The sequence below is a fragment of the Flavobacterium sp. KMS genome (assembly GCF_000813005.1).
Taxonomy (GTDB): Bacteria; Bacteroidota; Bacteroidia; order Flavobacteriales; family Flavobacteriaceae; genus Flavobacterium.
Map to the genome: position 1 here is coordinate 88,745 of NZ_JSYP01000005.1, position 14,626 is coordinate 103,370.

Consider the following 14,626-nt stretch of genomic DNA (forward strand, 5'->3'; position numbering starts at 1 on the left):
ATAACAAAGATTTAATCTTTCACTTTTGGCAATAGCAAATTGGGATGCACATTTGCATCATCTTACAACACATTATCATATTATTTGCTATTGTATTCATTTTATAAAATTTGTTTTATCTGTTTTTATTAGTTCTACTAATTCGATAGAGTAAATATAGTAACTATAATTTTAACTACCAAACTTAATTTCAATTTTTTACATAAAAAGATTTCCTAACTACCTAAAGCCCTATTATTGCTACTAAAGCATTATATAATTTTTAAACCATATAAGTAATTTAAGAAGATATAAGTTTTCTAGATAGGTTACTTAAATGAGCTTATATTACTTAAATGGTTACTTTTAATCGAAATCACTGGGTACATTTTATTTTAAACATCAAAATAACACCCAGCAATTAAATTATATTTTAAAACTTAAACGGGCAAAACCAAATCTTCCGTTTAATCCAAATTGTGATACTGCTCTAGAATAAGCAAACTGATTTGCATTACTTAAATCTGTACTTGGCGCAGGAGACAATGTTGGTGTTGTATTTGTAAATGCCGGAGTTGCTGGATTATTTCTGTCAGGATAAACATCTCCTATATTATTAACTCCTAGTGTTACTCTTAAATGTTCGTTTATCTGATATCCTAAAGATAAATCGGTAACTAATTTTGCACTGTATTCTGGGTGCTCATAAACTGAAGAAAAACCATCTAAGTTTACATCTGTTGCTCCTGGATCTGTAACTTTTCCGAAATAGCTATTTCTTAAATAAATATCCAGTTTCTTAATACTGAAAGTAGTCATTAAATTAGCTTTCAATTTTGGGATTGCTTCTTCCAGATAAATTCTGCTTGACTCTGGGAAAAATGAATATACATATGGATCTCCACCTGCATTAACAATAGATTGAGGGACATTTAATGATCCAACTCTTTTTGTTGTATTATAACTTAAAGCAAAATCATTTCTGATTGTAAAATCCTCAATAACATTATATTTTTGAGAAATCACTAAGTCGATTCCTTTAGTTTCAGAGTTAATTCCGTTTGTCCAGAATGAAGCTCTTTCTACACCTTTTAGATCAAATGCTTGCTGAAACAATGTTAATGCATCTTTTTGTTCTGGTGATGTTGCTCCGTTTATTTGTGCATCTGTAGGTCTTGCATATTGTCCTGTTAAAACAATTCTGTCGTCGATTCTTGTAAAATAAGCATCTGTAGCAATTGTAATATTAGCTGCAGGAATCTTAAATGTAAATCCTGTACTTATACTTTTAGATGTTTCTGGTTTTAGGTTCTCTACTCCAATACTTTTTGCAGCTTCAGAATCATTTGTAAAATAACCTACTTGGTAAGGCGAACCATTAATAAATTGTGTAGAGCTACTTTCAAAATATTTTTGTTGTAATGATGGCGCTCTAAAACCTGTTTGTCCAGAAATTCTCCAGTTAATATTATCATTCAATTTTAAAAGTGAAGCTAGTTTAAAAGTAACTGTACTACCAAAATCTGAATAATTCTCATAACGAGCAGCACCGTTGATTAACCAATTTTTGGTTGCGTTTAATTCTAGATCTATATATGCTGCACCACTTCTTCTATCTTTTTCTTTAGCATCTGATGGTTGGAATCCTGAAAAACCTTGTGCTCCTGCTCCACGCTTATTACCAAAAAAGTCGGTTACGATTAATGGTGAGTTACTTGGTAAAATTCCAGATACTAGATTTCCGTTTACATCGTATAAACCATAAGACTCTACATCTCCTTGTTTTATCTGATAATTTTCATATCTAAATTCTCCACCAAAAGCAACATTCAATCCATCAAGAACATCATACTTTTTACTTAAATCTAAATTGGTTGTACTTTGTAAAAACGAAACTTTACCAGCATAAAAACTAGAATCAGAGTTTGTTCCTAAAGTAGCATTAATAGTATTGTTCACATCATACTTAAAAGAGTTTGATCCAAGGTTTGTACTAATATCAGTATCAAATCCGAATAATTGTGTTGTAAGTCCTACAGCAGAAGAAGCATCAATAATATCCGATTCTATTTCTGGCAAAAATCCATTTGCATATACTTGTGTAAATGTTCCAGCTCCATTAGGCAATCTGTTAAAAGCATATGATTTTCCGTTTCTATACGAAACTCCTCCAAATGAGTACAACGAAGTAATTTCTGTTAATGGATATTTGGTATTATAATATAGTTGCCCAGATGCCAATTCTGACTGACCAACGCTCATGTTGTAATCACTTCTTTCCTGACCTCTATAATTGATTTCATTATTGGTTGCATCAAAACCTAATGCCGCTTGCATTTGTGTAATATTTGTTGCGCCAGCAATTGCTGTTTGTTGTGCTGCCGTAAAATAACTAACTTGTGGAGCGTATTGTTGTAATGTACTTATAATTTGAGCTGAGTTTGGAGTTGTATTAATATTACTGAACAATGAATTCACATTTACACCATTCTGAGCCGCTCTATATTCGACAGCATTATAAGCATTAAAAATAGCATTACTTCTAATTCCTGCTCTACTGGTTGCTTGTCTTGTAACCGCACTACCTGTAACGCTCAGGAAACTTCCTTCTTTACCCAAAGATGTTCCGTAATTTAAATCTACTTGCAAAGCCTGACCATCAGTTCCTCCTTTAAAGTTATTAGATCCCGAAGACATGTTTGCTCCATATTGTACATCTCCCGAAAGATAATTAGCATTCTTTTTTAATACAATGTTAATTACTCCCGCAATTGCATCAGATCCGTATTGTGCTGCTGCCCCATCTCTTAGTACTTCAATTCTTTCTATTGCAAATGATGGTATTGCATTTAAATCTGTTCCAACAGAACCTCTTCCTGGTGCTCCATTTATATTTACCAAAGAACTTGTGTGTCTTCTTTTACCATTTACAAGTATTAAAACCTGATCTGGTCCTAATCCTCTTAATTGCGCAGGATCAATATGGTCGGTTCCATCTGCTGTAGAAGTTGGATTACTGGTAAACGACGGTGCAACATAATTTAATATTTGAGTTACACTGGTTTGTGGTGCTCCTTTTGTTATTTCCGAAATATTAAAAATATCGATTGGAACGGGTACATCGGTCTTAACTCTGTTTTTACTTCTAGAACCGATTATTGTTACTTCTGATAATTCATTATTTTGTAAAGTATCTTTCTCCTTTTTATTTTCCTGAGCATAAATGCCCGAAAATGTCAAAAGACCTAAAACTAATGCTACATTTTTTTTCATTACTTTTTTACTGATTTATTAATATTTTGGTTTAAAATGACATTCTGTTTTGTTTTCTTCATTAAACAAAAAAACCTCTGCAATTTGCAGAGGTTCTATGTATATTTTTGAAAATAAACTACAATAGTATCTCTGCGGAATACTCCGGCATCTTACAAGACATCATATTGTTAACAGTGAATTTCATTTTTCTTTTGTTTTGTTGGGGCAAATTTGCGAACTATTTTTTAGTCTACCAAACAAATGTCGATTTATTTTCTAAACTCTATAGAACAAGTCGAATATGTTAAATTTTTGTATATTAAATTAAAAAAACAAAAGATTAATTTGCAATTCAAAATGGTTTTATACCTTTGCAGCCGAATACAGAGGAAAAATTTGGACTGATTGCAACCTCTTCATAATGAAAACATTCATTATGGATGCTGAAAGATTTTCATTTCAGTTTTAAAAAATGCTAAAGCAGGAATCCTCCTTTAGCATTTCCAGCAATTATTTCTTTTCCTCGCTTAATTTTATAATTTTAATTTAATAAATATTATGGCTTATTTATTTACGTCAGAATCTGTTAGCGAAGGACATCCAGACAAAGTTGCGGATCAAATCTCAGATGCATTAATTGATAATTTTTTAGCATTTGATGCAGATTCTAAAGTAGCATGCGAAACTTTAGTAACAACTGGACAAGTAATATTGGCCGGTGAAGTAAAATCAAATACATATTTAGATGTACAACAGATCGCTCGCGAAGTAATCAGAAAAATTGGTTATACGAAAAGCGAATATATGTTTGAGGCAAACTCTTGCGGAATTTTATCTGCTATTCACGAACAATCTGCAGACATCAATCAAGGTGTTGACAGAGCAAATCCTGAAGAACAAGGAGCTGGTGATCAAGGTATGATGTTTGGTTATGCAACTAACGAAACTGAAAATTATATGCCTTTGGCACTTGATTTATCTCATAAATTACTACAAGAATTAGCTATTTTAAGACGTGAGAACAAAGAAATCACTTATTTACGTCCTGATGCTAAATCTCAGGTAACATTAGAATACAGTGATGACAATAAGCCAACACGTATCGATGCAATTGTAATATCTACTCAGCATGATGATTTTGATGAAGAAGCTGTAATGCTTGCTAAAATCAAAAAGGATATTATCGAAATTCTTATTCCAAGAATTATTGCTAAGAACCCAACTCACGCACATTTATTTAACGATAAAATTCAATATCACATTAACCCAACAGGAAAATTCGTAATTGGAGGTCCTCACGGAGATACTGGATTAACAGGAAGAAAAATAATTGTAGATACTTACGGTGGTAAAGGTGCTCACGGTGGTGGTGCTTTCTCTGGAAAAGATCCAAGTAAAGTAGATAGAAGTGCTGCTTACGCTACACGTCATATCGCTAAAAACTTAGTTGCTGCTGGTATTGCTGATGAAATCTTGGTACAAGTTTCTTATGCTATTGGTGTTGCAAAACCAATGGGTATTTTTATTGATACTTACGGAACATCTAAAGTAAACTTAACTAACGGTGAAATCGCTAAAAAAGTAGAAGCTATTTTTGATATGCGTCCTTACTTTATCGAACAACGTTTAAAATTAAGAAATCCTATTTATAGCGAAACTGCTGCTTACGGGCACATGGGTCGTAAACCAGAAATTGTAACTAAAACTTTTTCTGCTCCGGGAGGAAATGAGAAAACTGTTACTGTAGAATTGTTTACTTGGGAAAAACTTGATTTTGTTGACCAGGTAAAAGCTGCTTTTGGATTGTAATTTGAAGTTCTTTTTAGAAGCTTAAAATAAATCTTAGTATATATTAAACCCCGAAATTTGCAAATGCAGACTTCGGGGTTTTTCTTTGGCAATGTGCTTCTATTTTCTTTCCTTCGTAGAACAAAACCTACCAAAAAAATATGGCTAAATTCCCTTCTTTTCAAAACGTTTTAAACTCAACACTAAAGACAGTTCTTAGATTTCCATTAGAAATTTTAATCTCGATTACAGGAACTATTCTCACCATTATCCTCAACGAAGCAAAGTATGACGATCCAAACAAAGAGCTTTATGTAAAAGCTTTAATGAGTTGCTCTTTATGCTTAGTTTTATTCCTTTCTGTTAGTTTATTTTTTATAGCTGCAAAAAAGAACAACCTTCTACGTTACCTAACCAGTATCATACTGGGATCTTTAATCTTTCTATTTATTTTCAATTTTCATGAAGATATTACAGAAATAGAAATACAACAATTTATAGTCCTTAACATTGCTTTGCATTTGTTAGTTTCATTTGCAGGATTTTTGCCCAGAGCATACAATCAGGATGAATATTGGGAATTTAACAAACAACTTTTCCTCAGGATTTTAACGGCTGGTTTATACAGCATTGTACTGTATGCTGGTTTAGCTTTGGCAATATTAGCTGTTCATGAATTATTTCATGTAGAATTTTATGATCACATTTATTTTCATATCTTTTTTATCATCAGCGGAATTTTTAATACTACTTTCTTTTTGAGTGGAGTGCCAGAAACCAATAATGAACAATCTCCTTTAGTCCTTAATTACCCAAAAGGTCTTAAAAACTTTACTCAGTATGTCTTATTACCTTTAATAAGTTTATACTTGGTGATCTTGATTTGTTATGAAGCAAAAATTCTTGTAACACTATCTTTACCTGTTGGCTGGGTTTCTTATCTTGTTTTGGTATTTGCTATTTTCGGGATTCTTTCTTTTTTATTGGTTCATCCTATTGCAACCGAAAAAGCTAATCTCTGGATAAGAACTTTTAATCGTTTATTTTATTTTCTATTAATTCCGCTACTGGGATTACTGTTTTGGGCAATTTTGTACCGAATTAATCTTTACGGATTTACGCATGAGCGTTATTATGTTCTGTTATTATCAATATGGCTTACAATAGTTGTGGCCTATTTTTTAATCCAGAAACAACCTAAAATAAAGTTCATTCCGATAAGTATGTGTTTAGCAGCTTTACTTTCATTAGTTGGTCCTCAAAGTGCTAATTCAATTTCAAAATACAGTCAATTATCAAGATTTGAAATGTATATGGAAAAGGCTAAAAAAGAAAAACTAACTTTTGAGCAAGAACAGGATTTAAGCAGTATTGTTACATTTTTACAAGACAATTATGGTACAAAAATTATGGTTCCTTATGCTAAAGCAAAATTAGAAGCTTTACTTAAAAAAGACAAATCTCCTAGTGATAATGAAGTAATGAATAGCCTGGGGTTTGAGTATCGATATTATTATGATCGAAAGGATGACATAGATACTTCATTCTACTATTATTTTTATGGAAATGAAGATAATCAAGTAGAAAACATTCATGGACAAGACTTTTTGTTTACAATATCCTATAACAATGATTTTAAATGCAATAATTGTACTTCGATAGATGGGAAAAATTACACTATAAAGGCTAAAAAAACTGATTATGGAATTGATTTACAAATCAATCAGGACATAGTTCCTTTAAAAATAAATGATTTTGTAAATGCAAATTCCAACTTTAGCCGAAATAACAATACAAATGAAAAAGTAATTCAAAAAGTAGATAGCCCAAAATACACTATCACTTTAACTTACATTAGTGCAAATGGAAACGTTACAAAAGGAAAGAAAACCTTAACCGCTTACCAGATTAAAGTAATGGTTGGCATAAAAAAATAAAAAAAATGCCATTGAAGTTATCTTAAGGAATACGAAAATCTAGTTGATTAAATAAAAATCGAATATCCGATATTGATGCCGCTATTATGTTATTATTTTAAACTAAATAAATAGTAAGAAAAATATTAATATATTTAAAATTAAGCTTTTCTTTACAAAAACCTTAATTACTTAAAAAAATAACTAATCATACGCATCATGAATAGTAGTCTATTTAAAGAAAAAACAGATTTAGTACCTTCTGAATATAATAATTTATTTGGAGATCCTTTTTGGGGAATAACAGGGAATTCTGAAGCAAGAAAATTTTATCTTCAATTAAATGAGAGAGAAAAAGCTTTGATGTTAAAAGCCAATTATATAAAAATGATTGAAAAAGCCAGAGAAAGAAATTTCGATAAAGCAGCTGATTGTTTACAATGGTGGTTAGACGGCACAGGATTTACAAAAAAAATAGATTTTCATTGGCTTAGAAGTAAAAGTGAAGTTATCGTAGCAGAAAACATAAATATTGAACGTTTTGAAAAAGACAATGATTCTAAATTTAAAGATTTTCTTAAAACTTTAAATGTAGGAGATTCTAAACCATATACAGATCATTATGATAAACAATTTACGGCTGGAATTTTTGGAGAATTGTATTACATGTCTGGAACTAGCACAATAATATCAACTTGTAATTTTAAAATAACAAGAACAAAAAATAATTTCACTTTAGTTGGAAATATAATCCATACTTGGTGGGACATATACGACTGGCATGAAGGAGCTAATGCTTACATTCCTAGTTTTGGTTCTATTAAGGATTCAGATGCTTTGTTGGTAGAGAAATATTGTGGAGCAAGACCCTTTAGAATGGAAAGCAAATGGCAACAAACATTTAATAAAACCTTTCAATATACCTCTTCGGGAAATTTAAATCTTAAATTAAAATAAGAAAATGAAAAAGATAATATTCATCCCATTATCCGTATTAATTCTTTTGTTTTCTGCCTACTATTATTGGCAAAATAGATATGTAGAATTCAAACCTGTTATTCCGGTTGACCTTGGACGTCCCCTTATCGTTTTCTCTGATAATGAATTTTACAGAATTGCAGAGCCAAATGAAATCCCTCCAGATTTTTATAAAAACATAGAGCCAACTTTAAAAAGTTGTGGTATAGATTACATATTCAAAAATGGTGTAATATATGCTAAATATAAGCAAATAAATGATTATGAAACTATTTGGAATTATACAACTAAAACTAAGGATTCTGCTTGGTTTAATAAAAAAGCTTGGTGGAATAGAAAATTAAATTGATTAAAAAAAAACACTAATTAGTTTTTTTTAAGCTTTTTAGAAAAAACAAATATATTAAAGACTCAGATACCTCATTAGTAGAGAAACATTGATCATATTATAGTGTTCTCTCAAAATGAATTTTACAGAATTGCAGGACCAAATGAAATACCTCCTAATTTTTATAAAAACATGAAACCCGTTTTAAAACGTTATTCCATAAATTATATAGTTAAAGATGAAGTGATTTATATTAAATATAAAGTCATGAATGATTTAGAAATGATTTGGGGCTGTACAATTAAATCTAAAGATTCTCTTTGCTTTCACAAAAGAAATGAATAATTCTACTTTAAATCTTTTTAGAACAAACCATAAAAATTAAAGAAAAAGCCTTTGAAGTTATCTTCAAAGGCTTTTTTAATCTAATAGGTTCCGTTTTGCATTTTAACTAATGTTTCCTGCATTTCTATCTTAGTTTCTTCTTCGACATCTTTAGAGAGTTCTACAGCTTGTTGTTGCATTTTAATAGCCCTTTCTTTTTGTCCGTCTTTGTAATACAATTGTGCCAATGTATCCAGATAATAAGGATCGTTCTTTTTAACAACCAAACTGTATTCTGACCATATAATTGCTTTCTTTATAGAACCTGCATCGTTTGAATGTAATACTGTATACCAAGCCACATCATTACAAAGATTAGTATGATATTCTTTAAACTCTTTCCAATCGAAATAAGACGCAGTAACATCTGTACTATATATTTCGTCTAGTCTTTGGATAACATTCTCCTGCGTTGCCAAAACCTTATTAAAATAAGCGTCAAATTCTTTTAAATAGGTATTACTAACATCTTCATTTACGGCATGTGCAGCTAAATAATAGAAATAATTTCTATAAGAATCAAAATTACCTTTTCCGCTAGAAATTAACTTCTTGTATGTTTCCATTACTTTTTCCGAATCTGATTTTGCTTCTGTATTTTCATCTACATACAAACTTGTGTTATTCTGTAAAGCAGTCGAAATTTCTGTGTTTATATTACCAATTGCAACATGCGACTCATCTTGAGCATTATATTCTGTACGCAGAGCTTCGATAGCATCATAATGTTTTATCAGATAATCTATCGATTTAAAATCGGTATCGTTTAAAACTTTATCTACCGAAAAAACTTGTTTATTAAAACCAACACTTTTAATTTCCTGCAAGATAGCTTCGACCAAAATCATATTCGGTTTTGCGTCTTTTTGATGTGTCACAATAATCTTATCCCAAGTTTGTTGCGCTTGTTTTTTATCCAGATCGAATTTAATAAATTTAAAATCTCCTTCTTTAGGCTCTTCAGTACCATAATCATAGTCATAATCGCTAATATTCCCAAGTGCTGCAACATCATTAAATGCTTTTATCAGTTCAGCATCACTGGCTTTTTTATTGGTAATTGTTTTAGCAAAATTATTCTTTGCATAGGTTTTTTTAAATTTGTTAAATAAAGATCCATAATAAGAGAACATATCTGTTTTATCTACCAAAGTTGATTTTGCAGTTGCTAAAACAGCTCCGTTTTTATCCAATACAATTATACTTGGTGAATCTGTTATCTTGTTTTTCTTCAACCAGGCTTTATCACTTTTGGTCGCTAAATAATAATTAAATCTATCATATTGAGCATCATAAGCATCGTAAAAATTATATCCTATGCTCACTTCTTGAGCTATGACAAATGCATCAAAATCATCTTGAGCCGATTTATTATTGATATCATTATATACAATCAAAAACTTATCGCCTGTAGCTTTGGTTACTTTTATGGCATCTGCTAAAGATTTTTCTACTTTTAGTTTAAAATTTACTTTTGGGGCAACATCATAAACCGCTGTAGCTACACTATCTGTACCAACTCCCCAATCTTCTGTAAGAAGCGGTTCTTTGCCTGGATAAGTCCAATCTGTAATACTTTTATTTTCCAGAGGAAGCAACTTTGTTTTTACTGATTCTTTATTAAGTGCTTTTGCATTTTGAAAAGTCAACGGATTTTTACCCGATATTTCAAAAACCACCAACTCATTTTTCTTTTTATCAAAAAAACCTTTTAACTCAGGATTATCAGAATACGGTTGATACTTTATCGCTACGCCTGTAGCTTTGGCAGGAATCTCATATTTTAATACTTTACTTGGAGTACTACTATCATATCCTTCATAAACAAGATATAAAAATTGAGCATGATCAATTTCAAAATTTAATGATGAATCTGCACTTGGGTCTCCAACAACTTCTATATCAGATATTTTTTGGTACTGAACTGGATCTGATCCGTTTTGTGTACCAATATAAAAACCATAATATAATGATTCAGCAAATTTAACTTTCAGTTTTCCTGCACTCTCCGATTTATCATAAGTGTAGTCAACATCAAAAACTACTCCATCTCTATTTTTACCTTTTAGTAATAATGAATCATTTTTTACTTCATAGTCACCTTCCAAAAAAACCAATTCATACTTATTATTTTCCAGTAGATTCAGTTTTATCTTTAACCCCTGATCATTATCTTTAGACAAATAAGAACCTTTCTCGAGAGTTTGGTTTTGTGCAAATGAAAATGATGTTACAAAAAAAAGCACTAAAGTGCCAGACAAAAAGTTTCGCATACAAATTGTAATTAATTATTAATAAGCTACACAAATATATCTTCTTTTTTTAGGATGAAAAAAAATTAACACACAAACAACTACAAATTATATTTCATCGAAAAGATTATATATCGAGGCTGAACTGTGTATTGCGAAACTCTGGTAGAAAACTGCGAAAAACTATCATCATTTAAATATTTTGTGTTTAACAAATTGGTAGCCGAGACTTTATACTCCCATTTACTATCCTTTTTTTGGTAAACCAAACTAGCATTTAAAAAATCGTATTCGTTATCGATTGCCTTATTCTTACTGTAATAATGGTAAAATTCATAATCGGCAACAAAAGAAAAACTTTCTAAAAAATAGTAATCCAGCTTAGCAAAAGGTTTATCTGTATAATAAGTAGAACCACTATATTCATTAACCAAGAAAGTATAACCAAATTCTAGATTAGGCAAATCTTTATAATTTGTAGCTGCTTTTACCGTATAATTTTGGCTAAAGCTTTCTGTTACTGAAGGGGAGTCGTTCTGGATATTATTAAACTTAGACCAGTTTAAACTCGCATTTACGGATGCTTTATAGTTCTTTAAAAATGAACGTCCGTAACTTCCCAATCCTGAAAAAGTTTCGTCGGCTAAATTAGAATTATAAGGCATCGAAGATTGGTTTATTCCTGCAAAATCAGACTTCGTTTTTACAGCATCTACTTTTTTAGTATAGGTTACATCGGTAAAAATATTTTCAAAATTGAACATATTGTATTTAAAATAACGCAAAGAATGTACTTGAGAAGTTGCATTCTCTAAGAATCGATTCCCTTGAAACAAATTACTATAATTAGACAAAACGTAACCAGAAGCCAACTGATTAATATCGGTGAAATTATTGCTCAATGAAAAATCATAGGTTAATGTTTCTGATTTTTTTATCTGATACAAAGCAAACAAATCGGGTAGAACTCTAAAAAAATTCTGCGAATAACCAGAACCTAATTGGTTATTTTCCATCTTATACGAATGTACACTCACTCCTGGAGTAAAGGTGAATTTACCCGCCAGAATTTTATAATGTACTCCTAAAAACACATCGTTAAAGTTATAATTTACCTGATTATTATTTTCTGCAGCATTCAAATCATTGCTTGTGCCATCATCCAAGATTTGAAATATATGAGAATTAAAATTTTGATGAGAATAGGTGTTCCCAATCGTCACGTTAATATTGCTCTTAGGGGTTACCATATAATAGTAATCGAATTTAGCATCTAGTTTATTTGTTTTCACAAACCGATTCTGATTCAAATCATTTCTATCCTGACCTGAGATATATCCCGATAAATCAAACGGCTGACTGTGCAAATTGGCATTATAAAACGGGTTCTCATGCTGATATAAATACTGGGCTTCAAAAGCAAAAATATTTTTGTCGTTTTTGGTATAATACAAACTCAGATTTTGATTGACAGATGTTGGATCTTGCTTTTTCTTTGTAAATATATTCTCGGTTGTAGTCGTATTATCTACAATCGATTCTCGCAATAAATTACTATTCTCTTCTTGTTTGGATAGTTTTGTTAAAACATCATAATCAAACTGAAATTTTGCGTTTGGTTTATAAGTCGAACTTAATTTAAAAAGTCCCAGATTATTTTTTTGATGTGTTAGTTCATCACTTTTTTGTTGATCTCCAGATTCTAGTATTGAGATTTGAGATTTAGTTTCGAGTTCGGTCGTAGCCGAAGAAATAATTCCGAAACCACTTAAACTCCAAGATTTAGTAACGTTATAAGTAAAATTAGTAGCTCCAAATTGGGTTTCGATTTCTTTTGCTCGATTATTTCGCAAAAGCGAAATTCCTAAATCATTAGAAGAAACATCAAAGCTACTTCCACCTTTTTTCATCATACTCCTAAAACCGCCCGTAAACTTAAAATAATCCTGAATTGTAAGAGGTAACTCGCCTATATTATTAAAATTGGTAATCACATTAATGCTATACTTCGGGCTATAATAAAACACTTTCGGGTTAATTACATAACGGTTATCGAGTTCTCCAACTCCTATTCCAGCTGTCATATCTCCAAACCAAAAATTGTTCTTTCCTTTTTTAAGTTTAATATTCATGGCAACATTATCCTGATCATTCTCTAATCCTTTTAATGCGCCAACTTCATTATAATTTCTTAGCACCTGTACTTTATCAATCGCATCAGCAGGAATGTTTTTGACTCCTAATTTTGTATCTCCATCAAAGAAATCTTTGCCTTCGACCATTAATTTAGAAACTTTTTTGCCTTCTACTTCTATTTCACCATCAGCGTTTACCTCAACTCCTGGTAGTTTTTTCAAAACATCTTCTAGTTTTTTTTCTGTTCCAGATTTAAATGAATCTGCGTTATATACAATCGTGTCACCTTTTATAGAGACTGGCATTTCGCGCACAATCTCGACCCCCTCAAGTTCTATCCCGAGGTTATCCAAAACAATATTCTGAGAAATATTTATAGATTGTGTTGTGATTATTATCTCTTTAGATTTCATTCCGAGATAACTAATTTTTATGCTGTAGGATGAATTTGGTTTTAAACTCAACTGAAACCTTCCTTTATCATTGGTTATTCCGTACGAATCCATCGCTTTCGTGCCTATATTAACAGCCATAATATTAGCCATTTCTAACGGATGTTTCTTTTCATCCAAGATAAAACCATCGTATTTAATACTTTGAGATAATGATATGGTTGTAACCAAAAGAGTGAAAAATGAGAGTATGTTTTTCATTATAATTAAATTATCTAACTATAAGAGTTGCTGCTCCGCCTGATCTGCTACGATTAGGATGCATTTCCCGAAATTCTTTCATTTTCTTTATTACAATTTCATCATATGCTTTCTGAGAAGTTATTTTACCAGCTGTTGGTGCTTTTATAGCAACTTTATCTTTTGCATTCAAAACAATTTTAGAGCATAGTATAATGGTTCTCCCATCATTAATTTCTAATATTAAACCTGGTAAACCCCAATAATTCTCAGGACCTTGGTTTATAGGAATATCTGGCGTATACCAAGCAGTTACAATTATATCTTTAGGAACGTCAAAACTCTCCATGAAATTTGTTCCTTTCTCTTCTTTCTTAGGGTTCTCTACTTTTTTTGATTCTTCATTTTTAGTATCAGGATTCTTGGGTCTAACATTTCTAATATCTGCTTCATTAACTGTTTTAACCATCGTGGCTTTATAACATGTATAACCTCCTATTTGCTTGGTTTCACCCTCTAGTTTCCATTTTATATTTGGCAATGAATCCACGACTAGAAATTCTTTTCCCATAAATTCTTTATCAACGGTATACGATTTAGCTTTTACATTTTTATAAAAAGTTCCGCCGCTGCCCATCATAGAACCCATCATTCTAAAACCTCCACCTTCTTGTCCTCCCATATCTAGCTTTTCTTCTTCTTTATAAATCGAAGCTGACTGATCAAAATTAAGTATGAATGTTTTTTCGAGCATTTTTTTCATGTGCTCTTCCATGTCTTTTTGCATCTCGGGAGTAATATCTCTGTTGCCTTCCATTCCATTAAATTTTGGAGCTTGTGTTTTAGACTCATAAATTGCCATTCCCTGAAAGTCTTTTTGTACCTGTGCCTGATAAAATCCAAACATCACAATAAGTGTAAAAAATATTTTATTCATCATAGCGCTATCTTTAAAATGGTTCTGTCTAATTATTAGAT

Annotated in this window: 8 protein-coding genes; 4 read left to right on the top strand and 4 right to left on the bottom strand. The window is 31.1% G+C overall.

Annotation, left to right across the window (positions count from 1 at the left end; all coding sequences use genetic code 11):
• Nucleotides 1–405 precede the first annotated feature (405 nt).
• The gene (locus OA93_RS07220; protein ID WP_039112470.1) at nt 406–3,252 is read right to left on the bottom strand and encodes a TonB-dependent receptor; all 2,847 of its coding nucleotides are present in this window, start codon (nt 3,250–3,252) and stop codon (nt 406–408) included.
• A 540-nt stretch (nt 3,253–3,792) separates the two neighbouring features.
• On the opposite strand from OA93_RS07220, the gene metK reads away from it, so the two are divergent.
• The 4 genes from metK (at nt 3,793) to OA93_RS07240 (ending at nt 8,265) form a co-directional block, all read left to right on the top strand.
• Complete coding sequence (gene metK, locus OA93_RS07225) at nt 3,793–5,043, top strand: methionine adenosyltransferase (RefSeq protein WP_039112471.1); 1,251 nt, start codon at nt 3,793–3,795, stop codon at nt 5,041–5,043.
• Nucleotides 5,044–5,183: 140 nt separating this feature from the next.
• Nucleotides 5,184–6,959 carry a DUF4153 domain-containing protein gene (locus OA93_RS07230; RefSeq protein WP_039112472.1) on the top strand — a complete coding sequence of 592 codons (1,776 nt, stop codon included), beginning with the start codon at nt 5,184–5,186 and terminating at the stop codon, nt 6,957–6,959.
• Between the two features lie 198 nt (nt 6,960–7,157).
• Nucleotides 7,158–7,895, top strand: a complete 738-nt coding sequence (locus OA93_RS07235; RefSeq protein WP_039112473.1) for a hypothetical protein — start codon at nt 7,158–7,160, stop codon at nt 7,893–7,895.
• A gap of 4 nt (nt 7,896–7,899) precedes the next feature.
• The gene (locus OA93_RS07240; RefSeq protein WP_039112474.1) at nt 7,900–8,265 is read left to right on the top strand and encodes a hypothetical protein; all 366 of its coding nucleotides are present in this window, start codon (nt 7,900–7,902) and stop codon (nt 8,263–8,265) included.
• Nucleotides 8,266–8,669: 404 nt separating this feature from the next.
• Here the strand turns inward: OA93_RS07240 and OA93_RS07250 are convergent, their stop codons facing one another.
• From OA93_RS07250 to OA93_RS07260, 3 genes are all read right to left on the bottom strand, one after another.
• Nucleotides 8,670–10,901, bottom strand: a complete 2,232-nt coding sequence (locus OA93_RS07250; protein ID WP_039112476.1) for a hypothetical protein — start codon at nt 10,899–10,901, stop codon at nt 8,670–8,672.
• Between the two features lie 80 nt (nt 10,902–10,981).
• The gene (locus OA93_RS07255; protein ID WP_039112477.1) at nt 10,982–13,669 is read right to left on the bottom strand and encodes a carboxypeptidase-like regulatory domain-containing protein; all 2,688 of its coding nucleotides are present in this window, start codon (nt 13,667–13,669) and stop codon (nt 10,982–10,984) included.
• 10 nt (nt 13,670–13,679) lie between these two features.
• Complete coding sequence (locus tag OA93_RS07260; protein WP_346425743.1) at nt 13,680–14,588, bottom strand: GLPGLI family protein; 909 nt, start codon at nt 14,586–14,588, stop codon at nt 13,680–13,682.
• Between the last annotated feature and the right edge of the window lie 38 nt (nt 14,589–14,626).

Bases quoted from the DNA above. Each gene is read 5' to 3' on its own strand.
- OA93_RS07220 (WP_039112470.1), bottom strand. From the start codon at position 3,252: ATGAAAAAAAATGTAGCATTAGTTTTAGGTCTTTTGACATTTTCGGGC.
- metK (WP_039112471.1), top strand. From the start codon at position 3,793: ATGGCTTATTTATTTACGTCAGAATCTGTTAGCGAAGGACATCCAGAC.
- OA93_RS07230 (WP_039112472.1), top strand. From the start codon at position 5,184: ATGGCTAAATTCCCTTCTTTTCAAAACGTTTTAAACTCAACACTAAAG.
- OA93_RS07235 (WP_039112473.1), top strand. From the start codon at position 7,158: ATGAATAGTAGTCTATTTAAAGAAAAAACAGATTTAGTACCTTCTGAA.
- OA93_RS07240 (WP_039112474.1), top strand. From the start codon at position 7,900: ATGAAAAAGATAATATTCATCCCATTATCCGTATTAATTCTTTTGTTT.
- OA93_RS07250 (WP_039112476.1), bottom strand. From the start codon at position 10,901: ATGCGAAACTTTTTGTCTGGCACTTTAGTGCTTTTTTTTGTAACATCA.
- OA93_RS07255 (WP_039112477.1), bottom strand. From the start codon at position 13,669: ATGAAAAACATACTCTCATTTTTCACTCTTTTGGTTACAACCATATCA.
- OA93_RS07260 (WP_346425743.1), bottom strand. From the start codon at position 14,588: ATGATGAATAAAATATTTTTTACACTTATTGTGATGTTTGGATTTTAT.